Consider the following 21,543-nt stretch of genomic DNA (forward strand, 5'->3'; position numbering starts at 1 on the left):
GTCGGTGCGTCGCCGCGCGTGGCGCCGAATCATCAAGAGGACTCCATATGAAAACCGCCGTGACCGAACGGATCGGACAACCGCGCCCGTCCGGCGCCCGCCTGTTGCTTGCGGCCGCGCTCAGCGTCACGCTGTCCGCGTGCGCGCTTGCCCCCGGCATGCGGATGAGCGAGCCGCAGCCGTCCGCGGCGGGCGCGCAGCCTGCGGGCGAACCGCTGCCCTATCGAATCACGACGATCGACGCCGCGCTCGTCCGTACGCTGAACGCGCAGGCCGCGCGGCAGCAGGCGGCGCAGGCGGGCCAGCTCGCCGCGCCGCCCGCCGCGTACCGGATCGGCGCCGGCGACGTGCTGCAGATCACGGTCTGGGATCACCCCGAACTCGCGGCGGCGCACGGCGCCGCGCCGCCGAACGCGTCGCGCGCCGCCGACCCCGTCGCCGGCTTCGTCGTCGATCAGAAAGGCAACCTGTCGTTCCCGTTCGCCGGCGCGGTGCCGGTTGCCGGCCTGACGGCCGACGCCGCCCAGGCACGCATCGCCGCCGCGCTCGCGCATGTCTATCGCGATCCCCAGGTCACGCTGCGGGTCGCGTCGTTCCGCTCCAAGCAGGTCTATATCGACGGCGAAGTGCACACGCCGGGCGGGCAACCGGTCAACGACGTGCCGATGACGCTCTACGAAGCGCTCGGGCGCGCCGGCGGGATGAACCCGTCCGCCGACCAGAGCCGCCTGACGCTCGTGCGCGGCGGCCGCTCCCATCCGCTCGACCTCACGCAGATGCTGCGCCACGGGCGCAACCCCGCGGACATCGTGCTCGCGGCCGGCGATCTGCTGCACGTGCCGGCGCGCAGCGACTACGGCGTGTACGTGATGGGCGAAGTCAACAAGCCGTCGCTCGCGCTGCCGCTGCGCGACGGCCGGCTGACGCTGTCCGATGCGCTGTCGCAGGCCGGCAGCGTGAACGCGAACACCGCCGACGCCGCGCAGATGTTCGTGATCCGCGGCTCGCAGACGGACGCGCCGCAGGTGTTCCACCTCGACGCGCGCTCGCCGGTGTCGATGGTGCTCGCCAACGAGTTCGAGCTGCAGCCGAAGGATGTCGTCTACGTGGACGGCAGCAGCCTCGTGCGCTTCAGCCGCGTGCTGAGCCTGCTGCTGCCGGGCGTCACCACGAGCGCCACCGCGGCGCTCGCCGTCAAATGATCGCCGTGACCACCTTGCTCGTCGTGTGCGTCGGCAACGTCTGCCGCAGCCCGATGGCGGAGGCGTTGTTGCGCGCCCGCCTGCCGGGCGTCGACGTGCAGTCGGCCGGCATCGGCGCGCTCGACGGACATCCCGCCGATCCGCACGCGGTCGCGCTGATGCGCGATCGCGGTCTCGATCTCGCCGCGCATCGCGCGCGCCGGTTGCCGCCGGCGCTCGGCGCGCGGGCCGACCTGATCCTGACGATGGACCGCGACCAGCAGCGCTGGCTCGTGCGCCGCGATCCGGCTCTGTGCGGCCGCGTCTACCGGCTCGGCGAATTCTGCCCGGCGCCCGGCGGCGCCGGTGCGGGCTTCGACGTGCCGGATCCGTATCTCGGCCCGCGCACGGCCTTCGAACACAGCCTCGCGCTGATCGAGCGCGGCGTCGATTGCTGGTGCGCGCGCGTCGCGCCGCCGGCCGCACAACCTGCCGCCACCTCGCCGGACGGCCCTTCGGGGCCGCCTCCCTCCGCACGGCCATTTCCGGACTGAACCGATGACCTCTCTCCATTCGCCCCAGCACGGGCCCGAGCGCGCCGACGAGATCTCTCTCGCCGCCGTGCTCGACGTGCTCGTCTCCCAGCGCTGGCTGATCGCGCTCGTGACCGCCGCGTGCGTCGCCGCCGGCACGCTGTACGCGTTTCTCAGCCATCCGCTCTACCAGGCCGACATCCTCGTGCAGGTCGAGGACAGCGGCGACGCATCCGCCGCGAAGAGCCTGCTCGGCGACGTATCGTCGCTGTTCGACGTCAAATCGTCCGCGGCGGCCGAAGTGCAGATCCTCGCGTCGCGCCTCGTCGTCACGCGCGCCGTCGACTCGCTGCGCAGCTATATCGCCGTGCAGCCGAAGCGCTTTCCGGTGGTCGGCGATTTCATCTCGCGCCTGAACACCGGCGTTGCCCGCCCGGGCGTGCTCGGCCTCGGCGGCTACGCGTGGGGCGACGAGCGCGCCGAACTGGCCCGCTTCGATGTGCCGAAGCCGCTCGAAGGCAATCGCTTCGACCTGACGCTGCTCGACGAAGGCCGCTACCGGCTGTCGGGCGCCGACCTGCCCGCGCCCGTCACCGGGCACGTCGGCCGCGCGGCGCACTTCGAGACCGCGTACGGCCCGATCGACATCCACGTCACGCGCATCGACGCGAACCCGGGCACGCGCTTCACGCTCGTGCGCCATTCGCGCGCCGAGACGATCGACACGCTGCGCCGCGCGCTCGACGTGCAGGAAAAGATCAAGCAGTCGGGCGTGATCGTCGCGACGCTGCGCGGCCCGGATCCGCTGCGCGTGCAGGCGGAACTGCGCGAGATCGCGCATCACTACATCCACCAGAACATCGAGCGCAAGTCCGCCGAGGCGGCTCAGTCGCTCGCCTTTCTCAACCAGCAGCTTCCGGTCCTGAAGAAGCAGCTGGAGGGCGCCGAGCAGCGCTACACCGACATGCGCAACGCGAACGGCACGATCGATCTCGCCGAAGAATCGAAGCTGATCCTGCAGCAGGCCGCCGACGCGAAGATCCGCGAGCTGGAACTCCGGCAGAAACGCGACGACATGGCGTCGCGCTTCGCGCCGGGCCATCCCGACATGCTCGCGCTCGGCGCGCAGATCGCGACGCTGGAGCGCCAGCAGCAAGCCTTCGACCGCGACGTCAAGCACCTGCCCGACCTCCAGCAGAAAGCGGTGAGGTTGATGCTCGACGTGAAGGTCGACACCGATCTCTATACGGCGCTGCTCGCGAACGCGCAGCAGCTCGAGCTCGTCAAGGCGGGCAAGACCGGCAGCGTGCGGCTCGTCGACGCGCCGATCGCGCCCGAGGATCCCGTCCGCCCGAACCGCCCGGTCGTGATCGGCGCGGCCGCGCTGCTCGGCCTGCTGCTCGGCACCGCGCTCGCGTTCGCGCGCGACTTCCTGTTCGGCGGCGTGGGCAGCGCCGACGAGATCGAGCAGCGCCTCGGCCTGAGCGTCTACGCGACGATTCCCGATTCCCCGGGCCAGCGGCAGATCGCCCGGCGGATGGCCGCACATGCACCCGGGCTCCATCTGCTGAGCGCCTGCCAGCCGCACGAGCCGGCGGTCGAGAGCCTGCGCAGCCTGCGCACCGCGCTGCACTTCGCGATGCAGGGCGCGCGCAACAACGTGCTGCTGCTGAGCGGGCCGGCGCCGGGCGCGGGCAAGTCGTTCGTGGCCGCGAACTTCGCGGCGCTGCTTGCCGCGAACGGCACGCGCGTGCTGCTCGTCGACGGTGACCTGCGCAAGGGCCATCTGCACGACCATTTCGGCGTCGCGCGCGAGCGCGGCTTCACGGAGCTCGTATCGGGCAGCGAAGCACCGGACGACGACGTGATTCATGCGAACGTCGTGCCGAATCTCGACTTCATCGCAACCGGCGCGTTGCCGTCGAATCCCGCCGAGCTGCTGGTCGGCGCGCGAATCGCCGCGGTGATCGACAGGCTCTCGGCGCGCTACGACGCGGTCGTGATCGATTCCGCGCCGATTCTCGCGGTGACCGACGCCGTCGTGCTCGGCCGTCACGCGGGCGCGGTACTGCTCGTCGCGCGCGCCGGCTCGACGCGCGTCGCCGAGCTCGACGAGGCAACCCGGCGCCTCGCGCACAACGGCGTCGCGACCAGCGGCGTGCTGCTCAACGGCGTCGATCCCCGCGCCGGCCGGTATGGCGCGCGGTATGGCGGCTACCGCTACATGCAATACAGCTACGCGCCGTCCGAACACGGCGCGGCCTCGCCCGTCCGGCGCGCGCTGCGTGCGTTCGCCGGCCGCATGCGGCAAGGAGGCGGGCGATGAGCGACATGATCGAATCCGGCCGCATCGTCCGTCGCGACACCGGACGCACGCCTGCTCCGGCCCCCAACGGGCACCCGCGTCAGGCCGGCGTGGCGGATGCGCCGCGCCCGACCTTGCGCGTCGTGCTCGTCGTCGAAGCCGCGGGCGGCGGCGTCGCCGTTCACCTCGCCGATCTGATCGATGGCCTGAGCACACACGACGGAATCGAGCTGCACCTGATCGTGCCGCAGGGGCCCCGGTTCGACGCGTCGATACTCGATGCGGGCATCCTCGCGCGTTGCACGTCGGTACATCGGGTGCCGATGCAGCGCGCGGTCGGCTGGCGCGACGCGATCGCGGTCTCCCATGTTTACCGGCTGCTGCTGCGCCTGCGCCCCGACGTCGTCCACGCTCACAGCTCGAAGGCCGGCGCGATCGCGCGCCTGTGCCGCGGGCCGTGGCGGCACGTCTATACGCCGCATGCGGTGTACACGCTCAATCCATCGCTGAGCAGCCGTCAGCGGCGCTTTTACGGCGCGATCGAGCGTCAGCTCGGACGCCGGGGCACGGATCGGATCGTCGCGGTATCGCGCGACGAAGCCGCGCACCTGCACGACGTGCTCGGCATTCCCGCGCGGCGCATCGACACGATCGCCAACGGCGTGGCGCCGCCCGCGCTGATGCCTCGCGACGAAGCGCGGCGCGCGCTCGGCCTGCCGGACGATGCGCTCGTCGTCGGCTTCGTCGGCCGCCTCGATTACCAGAAAGGCGTGGATCGCCTCGTGCGGATCGCGCGCGGCGTGTATCGGCAGTGCGGCCGCGCGGTGCGGTTCGTCGTCATCGGCCCCGGCGACTTCGCCGCGGCGGCCGGCTCCGACGCCGACGACGTGCCGCCGAACCTGCGCGTCGTCGGCACGCTGGCGCACGCGGGCCGCTACTTCTCCGCATTCGACCTGTTCGCGCTGCCGAGCCGCTACGAAGGCTTTCCGTACGTGTGCCTGGAGGCGATGGCCGCGGGTGTGCCGATCGTCGCATCGAACGTGGCCGGCGCCGCCGAACTGATTCGCATGCGGGAGATCGGCCTCGTGCTGCCGAACGACGACGACACCACCGACTTCAAGCACGCCGTCGTGACGCTCGCGGGCGATGCCGCGCTGCGCAACCGAATGCGCGCGAACTGCGCGCCGGCGCTCGAACACTACTCCGCCGCGACGATGGTCCGTCGCACGCTCGACCTTTACCGCACCCTCGTTGGCAAGGAAGCCGAATGACCTCGACGACCCACGTCGCATTGCTGCACGCGTACAGCGCGTGCAATTCCGGGGACGGCCTGCTGGTCGACCTGTCGGTCAAGCTGCTGAAGGAGGCGTTCGGCGATGCGACCCGCGTGTCGATCGTCGCGGCTGATCCCGCGTCGTTTCCCGCCTACGACGACGTCCGCGCGGCCCCGGTGCTGGCGGCGCACGGCACCGGCCGCTGGATCGGCGCGGCCGGCGCGTTGCTGCCGGTCCGCGCGAACGAACGGCTGACCGAACTGCGCCGCCTGCTCGACGACGTCGACCTGATCGCCGGCGTCGGCGGCGGCTATCTGCGCGCGCGCAACCCGATCGAGGCGCTCAGGCTGGAAGCCGGCCATCTGCTGCAGATGCGCGCGGCGCGCGCATCCGGCAAGCCCGTCGTGTATCTGCCGCAAAGCATCGGCCCGGCGGAGCCGGCGCTGCCCGTTGGCGCCCATCTGCGCCGGTTGCTCGCGTCGTTCGATACGGTCTTCGTGCGCGACGACCGCTCGTCCGCGTTTCTCGCCGCCAACCCCAATGCGCGGCGGGCGCCCGACCTCGCCGTCCTCGAGTTCGGACACCGCGGCGACGAGATCCTGCGGCGCGCCGCGCAGGCAGACGGCCCGGTCCGCCACGTCGCGTTCGTGCTGCGCCGCGCGCCGGCCTGGGACCGCGCGCGACGCAAGCGCTACGACGCATCGATCGCACGGCTCGTCGAGCAGGTGCGCGCCTCGTGCCGGATCACCTTCGCGGTGCAGAGCACCGGCCGCGGCAACGACGACGTCGCGTATTACCGCGGCATCGGCATCCACGACGAACTCGTGCCGCTCAGGACGCTGCTCGAGCGCGACAGGCCGGACCGGGTGATCTCGGTTCGCCTGCACGGCGCGCTGGAAGCGGTGCTGCACGGCGTTCCCGCGTTTCATCTCAGCTACGAGCGCAAGGGCTTCGGCGCGTATGCCGACATGCGGCTCGGCGGCTGGGTCGTCAACGGCGCGAACTTCGATCCCGAGCAGGTCGCGCGCACCGTGCTCGCACCCGATGCGGCCGCTGCGTTCTGGCAAGCCGCCCAGGCCGGATTCGCGCGGATCCGTGCCGGCCGCGAACGCGTGCTCGACACCTTGCGCGCCGCCCGGCACGCGCACCCCTGAACGGACCATTGCATGCTTGTTCGCCTCCTCCTCAGATTCGCCACGCTCGCCATGAAATTCGCGCTGGCGCTCGTCGTCGCGCGCACGCTCGGCTTCGACGCGGTCGGCGCCTACGGGCTCGCGGTGGCCGCATCCGTCATTGCGTCGAAGGTGCTCGGGCTCGGCTTCAGTCCGGAACTCAACCGGCGGCTCAGCGAAGCCGACCCATCGCCGGCGCTGCGCGAGGCGCGCGTGCTCGGCGCGGTGTACGGCGCGCTCTATCTGCTGCTCGGCGCGCTGCTCGCCGCCGCGACGCTGAGCCCCCCGACGGCCGATGCGTTCGATGTGTTCGGTACGTTCGGCCTGCCGCCGCTGCTGGCGTGGTGCGTGCTGCTCGTCGCGCTGTCCGAGCATGCGGCATTCGAAGCCAATTCGTGGATGTTCTCGCTGCATCGCCCGCGCGCCGGTTCGCTGCTGCTGTTCGTCCGCACCGGCGCGTGGGCGGGCATCGCGTGCGCGGGCCTGTTCACGGGCGTGCTGCGCTCGATCGAAGCGGTCTTCGTGCTGTGGTTCGCGAGCAATGCATGCGTCGTCGTCATCGCGTGGCGCCGCATCGGCGCGCTCTCGCGGAACGCGCGCCATGCCCGTCCGCCCGATCGCACACCGCTTCTGCACGGCATGTTCGCGGTATGGCGCCACGGCATGCCGTTCTACGTCGCGGGGGTCATCCTGGCGACGCTGCAATATGCGGAGCGATTCATCGCCGGCGCACACCTGGGCGCCGACGCGCTCGGCCGCTATGTGTTTGCGTGGTCGATCGCGAATGCCGTGCAGGCGGTCGCGTTCACGACGGTCGTCGTCACGGCCGGCCCGCGCTTCGTCCGCACGCTGGCCGACACGCCCGACGCGTTTCCCCGGCAACTGATGCGCGCGGCGGTGGCGAGCGCGGCCGTCACGATCCTCGCGGCGGCCGCGATCCTCGTCGTGCATCGCGACGTGTTCCGGCTCGCGCACGAGCCGGTGGGCCCGAACGACGTCGTATTGCTCGCGGTGCTGCTCCTGTCGTTCGTACTGCGATCGGTCGCGGACGTGCTGTGGACCGCCGCGATCGCGCTGCGCACCGGGATCGCGGCACTGCTGTCGATGGCGGCGGTCGCGCTGCTGTATCTGCCGTTCGCGTGGCGCCTGATCGCGGATGCGGGCGCCACCGGCGCGGCGTTCGTACATCTCGCGGCAAGCGCCGGGATCGCCGCGGCGCTTGCGCTGGTCGTCACGCGCGGCACGGCGACGCACACGCCGCGCACGAATCCGGAGGCGACGTCCGATGCTGCGTAACCTGATCGCCGGCGGCCCCGCCCTCAGCCGGGGGCTCGTGCGCGCCGTCGCTGCGCTGGCCGTGCTCGCCTACTGGGGCATCTATGCGAAGGCGGGCGCGCTTCTGCCCGAGTTCGTGTTCCGCGACGCGGAGAAGATCCAGAGCCAGATCGGCGGCGGTAGCACCTACGAAGGCACGTCGTTCGACGCCGTCGCGCGGTTCTACGCGATGCTCGGCACGACCGGCACCCATCTCTTCGTCGCGGCGGTCGGCGCGCTGTTCATCTGGCGCATGATCGGCGAAAGCCGCCGCGTCGGCTCGCTGGCGGCGAGCCTCGTGCTGCTTGCACCGTGCGTGTTCTTCAATCTGTTCGTCGCGGGCAAGGACACGTTCGTCGTGTTGATCGCGATCGTGCTGGCTCGCGTCGCGCGGCGCCACTCGACGGGGTCGACACTCGTCGCGACCGTCGCGCTGTATGCCGGCTACGCAGCCGTCGTGCGCAGCTATTTCGCGCTGATCCTCGCGATCGCGCTCGCCGCGTTCCTGTTCCGGCAGGCGTCCTCGCGCGGCCGGGTGCTGATGATGATCGCCGCACCCGTCGCGCTGTTCCTGCTGCCGGCCGATCTGTATTACCTGCTGCAGCATCCGCGCGACATCGCAGCCGACTACCTCGCATACGGTTCGCCGTTCGGCGCGCGCACCAGTTTCCACAACCCGGTCGCGCCGGATTCGTTCATCGGCTTCTGCGCGAACTACCTGTACGCGGTGCTGCGCCTGAATCTGCCCGTGCTGTTCTCGCCGGGGCCGAAGGAGCTCGCGATGCAACTGTTCATCGCGATCGCGCTGGCCACCGTGTGGCGCCGCGCGCGTCGTGACGCGCATCCGGCCCGCGACCTGCTCGCGTGCGTCGTCGTCGGCCATGTCGCGGTATCGATGCTGTTCGAGCCCGATCTCGGCAGCTACATGCGGCATCTGTCCAGCGTCGCGCTGCTGTGCGCCATTCAGTTCGCGGGATTCGGATCGCACGGCCGGGCGCCGCACGCCCCTGCCCGTCCTCGCGCACCGGAACCGGACGGCCGACCCGGCACGCACCGGATCGTCGCCGGCGAATGACGGCCCCGCCATCGAAACCGGATTCGGACATGCCCACCCCTGCACGGCAACCCGTCGTCTTTCAGAACATCCAGGGCGCGCGGGCGCTTGCCGCGCTCGCGGTCGTCGGCTACCACATGGGCATGCTGCCGTCCGGCCAGGCCGGCGTCGACGTGTTCTTCGTGATCAGCGGATTCATCATGTCCTGCGTGGCGCCGCGCGAAGGGCGCGATTTCCTGCGCAAGCGCCTGATCCGGATCGTGCCGCTCTACTGGCTGACCACGCTCGGCGTCTTCGCGATCGCGCTCGTGCGTCCCCAGTGGCTGAACTCGACGACGGCCGGCCTCGACTATCTGCTGAAGTCGCTGCTGTTCATCCCGTACGTCAAGGCAAACGGACATTGGGGGCCGCTGAACCTGAACGGCTGGACGCTCGAATACGAAATGCTGTTCTACGTCGTGATCGCGGCGTCGCTCGCGCTCGTGCGCGCCCGCCATGCGACCGCGTTCGCCGCGCTGCTGCTCGCGCTGTTTTGCGCGTATGTCGCCGCCGGTGGTCCTGCCGGCGCGGTCATGAGCCATCTCGGCACGCCGTTCGTGCTCGAGTTCGGTTTCGGCGTGCTCGCCTACCGGACGCTGCAAAGTCGTGCCGTCGGCCGGATACCGACAGAGACCTGGGTCGCCGTCGCCGCCGCGAGCCTCGCGGCGATACCGTTGGTCCACGCGCTGACGGGCACGCCCGCGGGGTTGGCGCGCGCCGTCGGGTGGGGTGGCTCCGCGTGTCTGTTCATCGTTGCGCTGGTCGCGCTCGACCTGCGCGGACGGACGATCCGGAATGCGACCGTGGCCCGCCTGGGCGCGGCCAGCTATTCGATCTACCTGCTGCATCCGTATGTGATCGGCATCGCCGGCAAGATCGTCGGGGTGCGGCCCGACTTCGGAAGCTGGCAGGGCATCGCCACCGCGCTCGCGGTGCTCGCGATCGTCTGCGCATCCGGCCATGCGTGTCACGTGTGGGTCGATCAGCCGATGCTCGCGGCACTGAACCGGCGGCTGCGCGGCACCAAGCGCGCCACGGCCCGGCCTTGATCAGCGCGGCCGGATGCCTTCCGGAAGTCACGATACCTGTTTGGCCGCTCGCCTGCGCGTGGTTTCAGGAAGGCCATCGAGGCAGCGACAGGCTGCGATTTTCGGAAATGAAGATCCCTCGATAACACTGCACGGAATTTCGTCATCCCGACTCGCTCCGCTCCGAATCCGCTGCTACGGATCACGTGACCGCGGCCAGCTTTAAATGCCGCCGCGTGCCGGCACGCCCCATGAACGACACCGGCCGGATGGCCGGATGGCCGCCAACCGATTGATCCTGAAACGTAAAATCCACCTGACATTCCACGCGGAAATTAATCGCACAACGAAGATTAATTTAACTTTAGTACAAGTACTAGGCCAATCTTACAAATATTCGAACTAGTCTCGTTGCCCCGATTACCCCCCTTCCCTCAGAATTTCACTTGTGGAAAACAACCTCCACTCTCGATTCACCGCTTTAAAAGCGATGAATATTTAATTATCTTTTTTACAGAGAGATTAGGATGAAAATCAGCAAACTCGTTCTCGCACTGGGTATCGCAGGTGCAGTGATCGGCACGGCACAGGCAGCACCGAAGACGGACAACCAGGTTTCGAAGAAGATCACGCTCACCGCGCAGATCAACGACGGCATTTTCGTGTCGAAGCCGGACGGCTCGAGCTGGTACTCGTCGGAAGAGCTGGACGCTGAAGACTACACGCAGAAGAAGTTCAACAAGTCGCTGCCGATCCGCGTCTGGACGAAGAACGCCGACTTCAACGTGTCGCTGGCCCAGCCGCTGAAGATGGCCGGCAACAACTACGAGATGAAGAACGTAAAGGTCGCACTGACGAGCACGGCAGGCGATACGGCACTCGAGGATCTCGCGGTCAAGAAGATCACGCAAGTTGTCCCGGGTAACGGCGGCTTCGACGAAATCCACAACCTGAAGGTCAGCGTCGAGGCACCGACCCAAGTCGGCTCGCTGAGCACCAACGGCAGCTACAGCGGCGATCTGGTCATGCTGTTCGAGCCGACGGCAACGACCCCGGCCGAGTAATACCCCTCCCCTCCGAAGTCGAGGCCCGGATCCCGTCCGGGTTTCGACTCTTGCATCTCATCAGCAAGGATAAGTCCGCTTGCCGATTTAAATCCCAAACCATTAAAAAGACATTAGCGTGTTCGCCTATCAAGCCCCTTTTCGATTCAACAAGCTGTGGCTGGGTGCATTCATTTTTGTTTCATCGCACTCGTTCGCAGAGGTCAAGGTATCGTACGGGGTACCCGACGGGTTCAGTGCGGCCGAACTGGACGATAGCGCGAATTATGTCGCCACCTTTAATGGCAAAACCCTTCCCGGGTTCATCAGCTATTCGGCAAAAGCGGCGTCGCTCGAATTCGACGCGCTCAAATACGCGGCAAACGGCATTTCGCCGGACGATGTCGATACGATCCGCAGCGTCATCTCGCAGATCGACTACAAGCGTTGCAGCAAGGGCTGCGACGTGCAGATCGCAGGCTATTACGTCACGATCGACAAGCTGAAGCGGTCGATCTCGATCCGCGATACGCGCGACGATTACGTCGTGCCGGAAACAACTTTCGGGCTGGTCAACAACCAGTCGCTCGACTTGCGCGCGTCGTCCGACGGCTATCGCGCGGTCAACACGAACGGCAGTACGTGGGTCGGCTTGCCGTCGCGCAGCTTCGGCTACGTGAACTGGTACGCGAACCGCACGCAATCGCAGGGCAGAAGCAGCGGCACGCAAGGCGTTTCGTCGTACTACCTGCAGAAGAACTTCGCCAACACCTACGTGCGGGCGGGTAAACAGAACAGCATCGACTACGCGTCGGGCTCGGTCAGCACGCTGCTGTCGCCGAGCTTCGACCAGTTCGTCACCGTTGGCAGCCAGAGCAACTTTCAGGCGGATCGCAATGCCGGCTCGCTGATTCTCTACGCTACCGCGGAAGGCAACTACGAGTTCTACCGCAACGGCCGTCTCATCATGAAGCGGCCGGCCATTCTCGGCCGCAATGAAATCAGCTACGCGGATCTGCCCGGCGGCTACTACTCGGTGCAGGTTCGCCTGGTCGATCGCAACGGCAACGTGGTCACGCAGGAAATCCGCGAGATCAACAACGTCAACTTCGGCGCGGCGGGCGGCGGCAACGCATGGCATTTCACCGCCGGCAAGGAAATGAGCGTTCGGGGCGGCTTCCTGATGGAAGCCGCGGTGAGCCGGAACTTCAGCCAGTTCTACATGAACGCGTCGACGCTCGTCGGCCACGGCGGAGACTGGGCCACCGAAATAAACGTCACGCGCCCGATGAAGATCGGCAACGTCGACGTCACGCCGACGCTCGGCGTGCTGGGCGGCGAACGCAAGGCGGGCGGCTATATCAGCGTCGCGGCGTCCGGCGAGGCGCTCGGCAACGTGATGGTCAGCCGCTACCTGAACAACGACGTGTCGCGGTTCTATGCGGGCACGCCGAGCACGAGCTTCTCGTATAGCCGCAACGTTCGCGGCGCGACGGTCGGCTACAACTACCAGAAGTCGGGCTTCGGCAAGACGCAGCAGGCCGAAGTGCGCTGGAACTACCGGCCGAACGGCTTGTGGGGCACCTTCGCACTGGGCGTGCAAAAAGGCAGCTTCGGCCAGAACAACGGCGGCTATGGCGTGTATTTCAACATGACCATGCAGCTCGAAAAGACCCAGGCGAGCTTCAGCGCGGCGCGCTCCGGCGGGCAGACGCAATTGAGCGGCGATTACCGCAAGGATTTCCAGGACGGCTTCGGCACGACGACCGTCGGCATCACGGGCAGCCGCGTGAATGCCGAGTATGGCGTGAACGTGTACGGCACCCGCTCGGGCACGCGCGGCGATGCATCGCTGAACCTCGGCCGCAGCGGCGGCGCGACCAACCTGGACTTCAACTACCGCGGCATGGTCGCGGCCAACAAGGACGGCGTGGCGTTCGGTCGTTACAGCAACGGCGGCAGCGCGATGCTGCTGAGCACGCCAAAAATCGACGGCGTGAAGTACGGCTTCAACGTCGAAGGCAATCCGGTGGCCGGCAACAGCACCTATGCGGTGCCGGTCAATACGTATAACGACCTGCCTTTCGCGCGCGTGATGAGCACCAGCGAGAAGCTCGACATGAACGTCGAGGTGCCGGTAAACATCGTCCGCGCGCATCCGGGGCAGGTGTATTCGGCGAAGGCGAAGGTCGACATCAGCATGATCTACAGCGGCTTCCTGAAGGACGCCGCGGGGCAGCCGATCAGCGGGAAGGTTGAAGAAACCGGTGACGCTGTCCACCGCAACGGCCTGTTCTCGATCGTGAGCAAGACGATGCTCTCGAACATCACGGTCGCAGGCAACGGGCACCGCTACACGTGCAGCCTGAAGGATGCCGACGGCAACGACTTCCGCTGCACGCCGAAAAACATTGAATGACGGAGTATTGACATGAACTTCAAACTGACGCTTGCAGCGCCGATCCTCACAGCCCTCCTGTTCACGGCGGCTCCGTCGGTCCACGCGGAAGGCGAACTCATGGTGATGCCGGCTTCGACCCGCGTGTACAACAATCACGAGCAGAAAGTGACGGCGAAGAACATGGGCGACGCGCCGCTCTATCTGAACATTTCGCTCCAGAAGGTGACGAACCCCGGCATGCTCCCGGAACAGAAGGTGGCCCTCGGCGAGCTCGAGCATCCGGGCCTGATCGCGAACCCCGACAAATTGACGCTGGGGCCGAACCAGACGCGCCAGATCGTCCTGAAATCGCTGATGGAACCGCAGCAGGAAGAGCTGTATCGCCTGTATATCGTTCCGGTCAAATCGCTGAAGGTCGACGAGGCGCCGCAGGACAAGATCAGCGCGCCGATGACTTTCTCGATCGGCTATGGCGTGCTGGTGCGACACATGCCGCCGCCAGCGAAGCAGCGCACCGGTTGGGCGCATCGTTGCGAAAACGGCGGCATCACGCTGGAAACGACGGGCAATGTTCGCGAGCTGCTGACCGATGTTTCGTACAACAACGCGAAAGAATCGAAGACCGTCGCGCTGTTCCCAGGAACGCCGCAGCACTTCACCACGAAGCACATGACGCTGCGCGCCGGCGATGAGCAGAAGACGCTGGAGTGTTCGTAATGAAACGCGGGCTCGGAACGGCGCTGGGCCTGCTGGCGGCTCTGTGCTGCTCGAGCGCGCTGGCGGCGGGTGTTCTGAAGCTGTCGCGCACGGAACTGAGGCTCGAGCCCGGTAACCCGGCGAGCGAGCTGTGGGTCGAGAACATCGGCGATACACCGCTGTACCTGGACGTGACGCAACACCTCGTGACGAATCCGGGGCACGCTCCCGAGCATCTGGTTCCGGTCACGGAAGTTGAACACCCTGCGCTGCTGGTGCAGCCCAGCCGGCTCACGCTGTCGCCTCGGCAACGATACAGGATGGTGATCAAGGAACTGGCCGCGCCATCAAAGACGCAGGTGTGGCGACTGACGTTCCGCCCCAAGGAGAACATCGTCGTCAACGCCGCCGAAGATGGAGATGTGCAACCAGCACCACTGATCATCAGCGTCGGTTACGGCGTGGTGATCTATCACCTGAGTGGTCGGCAGCAATAGCGATGCTGTATGTGGAGTCTCGGTGGAGTGCTGACAGCGCCATTGGAAGTATGGCCAGAGCATGGTGATGCCGTGCGATTGCGTCATCAACTATCGGTTCGAATCAAGTGGAAAATGCATCACTCATACTTTCCATTTCATCCACTACGGCAATGTCCGCCGAAGCCACTCTCGCAAATAATTGTAGATATGAAAATCGACGAAATTTTCGGAAGACTTGTCCGCATAAGATGGCAGACATTGCTACTAACATTTTCCATTTACCTCACCGCAACAACGTCCAACGCTCAAGGTGCCTTTCCGCCACTTATCCTCGACAATGTCAGTAATGGATATAGCGGATGTTCGTGGCAGGACAACGGCAACGGAACCAGTAGCGTCCGTTTGACGATTGATTACAAAACGTCCAACGGTCATACCGCCGGCAACCCGTTTTACTCACGTGGATTATTTGTCTACAAGTATGATAAACAAGGGAAGCTTCAGCCAGCCGCCCTAGCCAGCATCATCTATCTGAATGGATGGAACACTACTTACGGTCTCGGGGGGGGTGACTATTATTCGTACTTCTCCACCTATTCATCGACGGACAACCAATGGAAAAAAACCGATCCATTTATTGCAAATATTGAATTAGTAATAAGAAATTCGATGATTACTGACTGGCCCGCAATTGGTGTTCGCGCTGGCAATGTCTCGCCTGATTCGGCGCCCGACGTTGGAGAAATCAATGGCGTGGCCTATATCAGCCGTGACGGACTCAACGGTACGTGCCAGGTCATAACCGATCCAACGAATCCCCCGCCGCCTCAGCTTGGGATCAATGTTACGGCACCGGACTGGAATCTTGGCGAGTTGCCGCGAGGCGACGGCAAAAAGACGTTCAACAACGCAGCAGATCAGCTTTGCTTCACTTACGCGGCCGCAGCTGTCAGCGGCAAGAACTTCGTTATCAATGCCAGCAACGCCAACGGCATCGTCAATGGTCGCTACCAGCTCAGGCACGTATCCGACGCTTCCCAGATCGTGCCTTACAACATAACGCTGGACAGTGGTAGCTCGACCCTCGCACTGCCGAACCGCAACAACTCCGCATTGCAGCTTAGCAGCACGGGCAAGACCTGCTTCGTTCCGACGTTCAGCACGACATTGAACACCGGCACGGCGCTGGGCGACTACAGCGACGTGCTGACGTTCACCGTCGTCACCAAATCGTAGGAGGCTTCATGAGAATTCGAATCGTCGGTGGCTGGATCGCAGCGCTGATTTTCCTGCCGGCCCTCGCGTCTGCGCAGAATATCCAGCTCGGCGGCAAAACCACGAGCAAGGTCACGGCCAGCGTCACCCAGTCATTCGTCTTCGAAGTCACCGACGACAAGGGCGGGTGGTTTGAACAAGGGCTGGCCATGCAGCAGCTCGGCGGCTGGAATACGCCTTACGAGGTGACCGCACGGCTGCGCGTGCTGTCGACCAGCCGCGACTTCCAGGTCCGTCTGGACGAGCCGCTGCAGATCCGCAATCAGGCGGATCCCACGAAGGCGTTCCGGCAGCCGTCCGTCAGCCTCGGCGCCGAGAGCGGCGAGCCAAAGGCACTCGTGGTCGGCCAGATGACAGCATTCCAGAACCCGGCGGCACCGTCGCCCGCAGACGATTCGATCGGCTACTACACGCTCGCGGTTTCCGCGTATCCACCGGAAGGCGACTTCAAGACCACGGCCGGTACGTACGGCGGTGTGTTGTCGTTGACTTTCGAACCCGTCGTGACGGCGCCTTGAGGGCTTGCCGGGCGTGTCTCGCTGATATGTCAGCGCGTGCTGTCGAGCGGCGTTCGGAGAGATTTCAATGCCGCCATCGCCGCCCGTCATGCTCGCTTGAATCATGGATTCAAAAATCGTCGCGTACGAACGTGACGCAGTACCCAGTGACGAATCCGGGGTATTCCCCGGAGCATCTGGTTCCGGTCATGGAAGTCGAACGACCCACGCTGCTGGTTTTGCCAACCCGGCTGACGCTTTCGCCTGCACGGAAATACCGGATGGTGATGAAAGTGCTGGTTGTGCCGCGCAAATCCCAGGTTTGGCGCATAACGTTCCGTCCTGAGGAGCACATCGTCGTCGATGTCGAAAATGCGAAAAGTACGCCAGTGCCGCTATTCCTCAGCGTGGGCTACGGCATCGTGACATACCAGTCTAATGGACATAAGCAACATCCCTTCCATTTCAGAAAATTAATCTCCCGCCTCACCAATGATTTCTCGTTGCAAGCGAATGAAATCCGTAAAAATCTTTAAGATTAGACTGAACTATCCGCCCGATTAAATTCACTTGCAAATATCCTGGATAACGGAAAATCATGAATTATCAAAATATTACCCTAAAAAGACTCCTGAATTTATCGATTGTCGCATTTTTCCCATTCCTTGTATTTTTTTCCGGCGAAGCCAATGCATTTGTACTCGTGCTGCGCGACATAAGCAGCGGATACGGCGCTTGCTCGTGGCAAGAAAACGGAGACGGAACAAGCACCATTCGCGTTGCGGTCAGTTTCAAGGAGGCATCGAAAGCCGGCGTCCCGACGTATGTTTCGCGTGGCGTATTGCTCTATACATACGACAAAAATGGCGTTCCAAAACCGAACAATGCCGTAGCAAAAAGTGTAAAACTAAATGGGGTGTCAAATACCCTGTCGTATACAGGTGAAAACTATATGATCTATTACGGCTATGGAAACAGTACCTGGATGGATTTGCGCCCCTTCACTGCAAACTTTGAGATCGTAATAGACAACAAGCTCGTTGCCGATTGGCCTGCATTTGGTTTGCGCGCAGGGCATTACACAACGAGCGACGATATCGGCGAAATAAAAGGCGCGGCCTACGTCAGTCGTTACGGCAATGCTACCGGGGGTACGTGCAAGGTTATTGATCCGGCAAATCCGCCTCCGCCCATTGTCGCGATGAATATCACGACACCAGACTGGAATCTCGGCGACCTGAAGCTTGGCGACAACGAGAAGGCCTTCACCAGCAGCGCGGATCAGCTTTGCTTCGTATACACGGGTGCGGCAGTCAGCGGCAGGAACTACATCATCAACGCCAGCAATGCCAATGGCGTGGTAAACGGCCGTTATCTGCTCAAGCATCTGACCGACACGTCGAAGACAGTGCCCTATAACGTCAAGCTGGATAGCGGAACCTCGGTTATCTCTCTGCCAAACACGCGCTCTGCTGCCGTTCCACTCAGCACGTCCGGCAAAACCTGCTTCGTCCCGACTTTCACGGCGACGGTAGGCGAGCTTGCCAAGGAAGGCGATTACAGCGATGTCCTGACATTCACGGTCGTAACCAAGCCATAGGAACGACATGAAGAAGCGTATTCTCGGCGGCACGTTGGCCGCTCTGGTTTGCCTGCCCGCGCTCGCGGCAGAACAAATCGATCTCCTCGGAAAGACGACAAGCAAGATTACCGCCCGTGTCGTTCTGAACCACTTCGAAGTGACGGACGAGGGCGGGTGGTTCACGCAAGGCCTCGAAATGCGGCAACTCGGCGGCTGGAACACGCCTTATGAAGTGCAGGCACGGCTGCGCGTGCTGTCGACCAGCCGCGACTTCCAGGTCCGCCTGGACGAACCGTTGCAGATCCGCAATCAGGCCGATCTCAAGAAGATGTTCCGACAGCCGTCCGTCAGCCTCGGTGCCGACGACGGTCAGCCGAAGGTGCTCGCGGTGGGCCAGAGCACGACATTCACGAACCCGGCACCGCCGGTGGCCGGGACCGATTCGGTCGGTTACTACAATCTCGTGGTTTCCGCCTATCCGCCGGAGGGCGACTTCAAGACCACGGCCGGTACGTACGGCGGTGTGTTATCGGTGACTTTCGAACCGGTGGTGAAGGCGCCTTGAGGGCTAGCCGAATGTGTCCCGCGGATACACCGACGCGTGCTTTCGAGCGGCGATCGGTAAGATCTCACCGCCACGATTGCCGGCGGTCATGCTCGCTTGAATCATGGATTCAAAAATCGTCGCGTACGAACGTGACGCGGTACCCCGTGACGAATCCGGGGTATTCCCCGGAGCATCTGGTTCCGGTCACCGAAGTCGAACGACCCACGCTGCTGGTTTTGCCAACATGGCAAACGTTTGCGCCTGCACGGAAACACCGGATGGCGGTGAACGTGCCGGGTATTCCGCACGCGCTCAAGCTCTGGCATGCGACTCCTCGTCCCGCAGAATACATCGTTGCCGATGCCGGCAAGACTGAAGGCGCACCGGCGCCGCTCTTTGTCAGTGCGGATTACGGCATCGTGACCTATCAGATTGTCGATAAAATAAAAAATCGTCTTCTTCTCGATAAAAAATTTTCAGTGACTGGCGGCTCCGCCATTCACGAGAAAATCCTCCAGAGCAGTTTCAGATACCCCCCAATCAACACATCATCAATTGCATTGAACTCCAATGCAAATCCAGCACCTCGCCACCAAAACATTAGGAGTCCATCGATGAAAAATCTCTTCAACGCATATTTGAATCGAAGATTGGGAAAGCTCTTAACTGCGACGACCATTGTCTTTGTGTCCGGTGAGGCGGCTGCGCTGCGGGTGGTTCCGATCACCAATGGCTACGATTCGTGTTCCTGGACCGACAACGGCGACGGAACCAGCACTATCGGGGTGAAAGTATTCTTCAAGGCTGCCTCCGACTACCTGGTTGGCGGCTATCTCCAGACGCGCGGAATACAGGTATACAGGTACAACGATTCAGGACACCCTGTAATGGATGACAAGTTTGTCGTCACCTCCCGAACGACGCTCAACGGAGTAACGGCATCAAGCGCCGTGCACTTTTTGGCGGAAGGGTGGAGCATGGTCATGAACACGAACTCCAGCAATTACGGCGACTGGCGGATCTCCGAGCCGTTTACCGCATTCGTCAACGTCGTCGTTAACAACTCGCTCGTGTCTAAAGTGTGGCCGGCTCTTTCCCTCCTCGGAGGGTCTCAAGCGGCGAATATTGGCGGAGACAAGGTATACGGCGACACCCGGGCGGCCTATGTCAGCCGCGACGGGGCTAATGGCGGTTGCCAGATTATTATCGATCCGACGAATCCGCCGCCGCCTGTGCTTGCAATCAACGTGACCGCCCCCGACTGGAATCTCGGCGAACTGCCGCGAGGCGACGGAAGGAAGACGTTCGAGAAGACGGCGGATCAGCTTTGCTTCACGTACTCGGGTACAGGTGTCCGCGGCAAAAACTTCGTCATTAATGCCAGCAACGCGAACGGCATCGTCAACAACCGCTACCAGCTCAAAAACGTGGCCGATACTTCACAGATCGTGCCGTACAACGTGACGCTGGACAGCGGAGCTTCGACCGTGTCCCTACCGAACCGCAACAGCACCGCAGTGCCGCTCAGCGATACCGGCAAGACCTGCTTCGTTCCGACGTTCAACACAACGCTGAACCTGGGCACGGCGCTGGGCAACTACAGCGACGTGCTGACGTTCAACGTCGTCATCAGATCGTAGGGAGCATCATGACAACCCGAATCGTCGGCCGTTTGCTGGCCACCGCGATATTTCTGCCGGTCCTGGTATCCGCCCAGCAGATCACGCTCACCGGCAAAACGTCGAGCAAGATCACGGCGAGCGTCGTTCAGTCATTTATATTTGAAGTCACCGACGACAAGGGCGGGTGGTTCGAACAGGGGCTGGCCATGCAGCAGCTCGGCGGCTGGAATACGCCTTACGAGGTGACCGCACGTCTGCGCGTGCTGTCGACCAGCCGCGACTTCCAGGTCCGCCTGGACGAGCCGCTGCAGATCCGCAACCAGGCGGATCCCACGAAGGCGTTCCGGCAACCGTCCGTCAGTCTCGGCGCGGAGGACGGCCAGCCGAAGGCGCTCGTGGTCGGCCAGAACACCGCATTCCAGAACCCGGCGCCGCCAACGTCGGCGGACGATTCGGTCGGTTACTACAATCTCGCGGTTTCCGCCTACCCGCCGGAAGGCGACTTCAAGACCACGGCCGGTACGTACGGCGGTGTGTTGTCGCTGACTTTCGAACCCGTGGTAAAAGCGCCTTGACGGCTCGCCGGGCGTGTCTCGCTGATATGTCAGCGCGTGCTTTCGAGCGACGATCGATAGCACTTCATCGCCACGCTCACCGACTGTTCACTACACTCGCCAAAGTCGCGAACACAGCGCTTGCGCCGAACCCCGGTTGCGACACAATTCCAGCATCACCATCCACGGACACGAATCCATGAAGCTGTTGACCTCCGCCTGCTCGATCCTTGCCTCGACGATGGGGCTCGCCTTCTCCGTATCCGCCTTCGGCGCGATCGACCTGATTCCAAAGGAGGTGGTCGTTCATGACAAAGCTACCGCCGTTCAAATCATCAACAACGGCAAGCGCCCGGAATACGTATCGATCTCGCTGTCGCGCCTGCTGAACCCCGGCGTCCCGCTCGCCGACGAAAAACTCGAACCGGTCGGCGACGCCGTGAAGCCGGCGCTGTTCGCGTCGCCGTTCCGGCTGACGCTCGCGCCGGGCCAGACCAAGACGATCACGCTGAAGCCGCTGCACACGGTCGAATCGGAAACGGTCTACCGGCTGGACGTGAAGCCGGTGCTCAAGGTCTTGCCGGGCGAGCAGCAGAAAACGTCCGGCACGGTGGTCGTCAACCTGAGTTTCAGCGGGCTGGTCCGTCAATTACCGGCGAAGGAGAACGCGAGCCTGTCCGTGACCTGCGACGCATCCGGCGCGCAACTCACTGCCACGGGCAGCGTGCGTTACACGGTGAAAGACGCCAAGGTGGACGGCCGCGCACTGGACAATTTCAACGTCTATCCCGGCGTACCGTTGCCGTTGACCGGACGCAACGTCGAGATACCCGGCCAGCCCGTTTGTCACGGCACGGGCAACTCGCTCGAGAAAGGGGCCGCCGCTACGCAGTGATGCGGTTCACGTCGCACGGACTCCGGCGTCGCGCATCGCAGCCTGACGGCGC

The 21,543-nt window shown here is 64.1% G+C and carries 20 protein-coding genes; all 20 read left to right on the forward strand.

Features of this window, described 5'->3' with window-relative positions:
• Positions 1–47: 47 nt before the first annotated feature.
• The 20 genes from BFF94_RS29230 to BFF94_RS29325 all read left to right on the forward strand — a co-directional run bounded on the left by BFF94_RS29230 (position 48) and on the right by BFF94_RS29325 (position 21,491).
• On the forward strand, positions 48–1,202 hold the full coding sequence (locus BFF94_RS29230) for a polysaccharide biosynthesis/export family protein (RefSeq protein ID WP_219140119.1): 1,155 nt from the start codon (positions 48–50) through the stop codon (positions 1,200–1,202).
• On the forward strand, positions 1,199–1,735 hold the full coding sequence (locus BFF94_RS29235) for a low molecular weight protein-tyrosine-phosphatase (protein WP_219140120.1): 537 nt from the start codon (positions 1,199–1,201) through the stop codon (positions 1,733–1,735). The genes BFF94_RS29230 and BFF94_RS29235 overlap by 4 nt, the downstream gene beginning before the upstream one ends.
• 4 nt (positions 1,736–1,739) lie before the next feature.
• Positions 1,740–4,040 (forward strand): polysaccharide biosynthesis tyrosine autokinase, encoded by a 2,301-nt coding sequence (locus BFF94_RS29240; protein WP_128848292.1) that lies wholly within the window; start codon positions 1,740–1,742, stop codon positions 4,038–4,040.
• Complete coding sequence (locus BFF94_RS29245; RefSeq protein ID WP_246637448.1) at positions 4,037–5,290, forward strand: glycosyltransferase family 4 protein; 1,254 nt, start codon at positions 4,037–4,039, stop codon at positions 5,288–5,290. The genes BFF94_RS29240 and BFF94_RS29245 overlap by 4 nt, the downstream gene beginning before the upstream one ends.
• Positions 5,287–6,447 carry a polysaccharide pyruvyl transferase family protein gene (locus BFF94_RS29250; protein ID WP_219140121.1) on the forward strand — a complete coding sequence of 387 codons (1,161 nt, stop codon included), beginning with the start codon at positions 5,287–5,289 and terminating at the stop codon, positions 6,445–6,447. Before BFF94_RS29245 ends, BFF94_RS29250 begins: the two co-directional genes overlap by 4 nt.
• A gap of 12 nt (positions 6,448–6,459) precedes the next feature.
• The gene (locus BFF94_RS29255; RefSeq protein ID WP_128848289.1) at positions 6,460–7,761 is read left to right on the forward strand and encodes an oligosaccharide flippase family protein; all 1,302 of its coding nucleotides are present in this window, start codon (positions 6,460–6,462) and stop codon (positions 7,759–7,761) included.
• Positions 7,751–8,854 (forward strand): hypothetical protein, encoded by a 1,104-nt coding sequence (locus tag BFF94_RS29260; RefSeq protein ID WP_246637450.1) that lies wholly within the window; start codon positions 7,751–7,753, stop codon positions 8,852–8,854. Before BFF94_RS29255 ends, BFF94_RS29260 begins: the two co-directional genes overlap by 11 nt.
• Before the next feature lie 29 nt (positions 8,855–8,883).
• Positions 8,884–9,921, forward strand: coding sequence for an acyltransferase family protein (locus tag BFF94_RS29265; RefSeq protein WP_128848286.1), 1,038 nt, complete (start codon positions 8,884–8,886; stop codon positions 9,919–9,921).
• Between the two features lie 506 nt (positions 9,922–10,427).
• Positions 10,428–10,964 carry a CS1 type fimbrial major subunit gene (locus BFF94_RS29270; protein WP_128848284.1) on the forward strand — a complete coding sequence of 179 codons (537 nt, stop codon included), beginning with the start codon at positions 10,428–10,430 and terminating at the stop codon, positions 10,962–10,964.
• Between the two features lie 118 nt (positions 10,965–11,082).
• A complete protein-coding gene (locus tag BFF94_RS29275; protein ID WP_128848281.1) occupies positions 11,083–13,362 on the forward strand; it encodes a TcfC E-set like domain-containing protein in 2,280 nt (759 codons plus the stop codon).
• A gap of 12 nt (positions 13,363–13,374) precedes the next feature.
• A complete protein-coding gene (locus BFF94_RS29280) occupies positions 13,375–14,061 on the forward strand; it encodes a pilus assembly protein (RefSeq protein WP_128848278.1) in 687 nt (228 codons plus the stop codon).
• Positions 14,061–14,537 carry a fimbrial biogenesis chaperone gene (locus tag BFF94_RS29285; RefSeq protein ID WP_128848276.1) on the forward strand — a complete coding sequence of 159 codons (477 nt, stop codon included), beginning with the start codon at positions 14,061–14,063 and terminating at the stop codon, positions 14,535–14,537. Before BFF94_RS29280 ends, BFF94_RS29285 begins: the two co-directional genes overlap by 1 nt.
• A gap of 189 nt (positions 14,538–14,726) precedes the next feature.
• A complete protein-coding gene (locus BFF94_RS29290) occupies positions 14,727–15,755 on the forward strand; it encodes a hypothetical protein (protein ID WP_128848274.1) in 1,029 nt (342 codons plus the stop codon).
• Positions 15,756–15,763: 8 nt separating this feature from the next.
• Entirely contained in the window at positions 15,764–16,312 is a 549-nt protein-coding gene (locus BFF94_RS29295) for a CS1 type fimbrial major subunit (RefSeq protein WP_128848271.1), read from the forward strand.
• A gap of 188 nt (positions 16,313–16,500) precedes the next feature.
• Positions 16,501–16,827 carry a hypothetical protein gene (locus BFF94_RS29300; protein WP_128848268.1) on the forward strand — a complete coding sequence of 109 codons (327 nt, stop codon included), beginning with the start codon at positions 16,501–16,503 and terminating at the stop codon, positions 16,825–16,827.
• 62 nt (positions 16,828–16,889) lie between these two features.
• The gene (locus BFF94_RS29305; protein ID WP_128848265.1) at positions 16,890–17,891 is read left to right on the forward strand and encodes a hypothetical protein; all 1,002 of its coding nucleotides are present in this window, start codon (positions 16,890–16,892) and stop codon (positions 17,889–17,891) included.
• Positions 17,892–17,898: 7 nt separating this feature from the next.
• Entirely contained in the window at positions 17,899–18,438 is a 540-nt protein-coding gene (locus BFF94_RS29310; RefSeq protein ID WP_128848263.1) for a CS1 type fimbrial major subunit, read from the forward strand.
• Between the two features lie 146 nt (positions 18,439–18,584).
• Positions 18,585–20,060 carry a hypothetical protein gene (locus tag BFF94_RS29315; RefSeq protein WP_128848260.1) on the forward strand — a complete coding sequence of 492 codons (1,476 nt, stop codon included), beginning with the start codon at positions 18,585–18,587 and terminating at the stop codon, positions 20,058–20,060.
• A gap of 8 nt (positions 20,061–20,068) precedes the next feature.
• Positions 20,069–20,617 (forward strand): CS1 type fimbrial major subunit, encoded by a 549-nt coding sequence (locus BFF94_RS29320; protein ID WP_128848258.1) that lies wholly within the window; start codon positions 20,069–20,071, stop codon positions 20,615–20,617.
• A 178-nt stretch (positions 20,618–20,795) separates the two neighbouring features.
• Positions 20,796–21,491 (forward strand): hypothetical protein, encoded by a 696-nt coding sequence (locus BFF94_RS29325; protein ID WP_372454353.1) that lies wholly within the window; start codon positions 20,796–20,798, stop codon positions 21,489–21,491.
• The last annotated feature ends 52 nt before the right edge of the window (positions 21,492–21,543 follow it).

It is taken from the genome of Burkholderia catarinensis, from assembly GCF_001883705.2.
Lineage (GTDB): Bacteria > Pseudomonadota > Gammaproteobacteria > Burkholderiales > Burkholderiaceae > Burkholderia > Burkholderia catarinensis.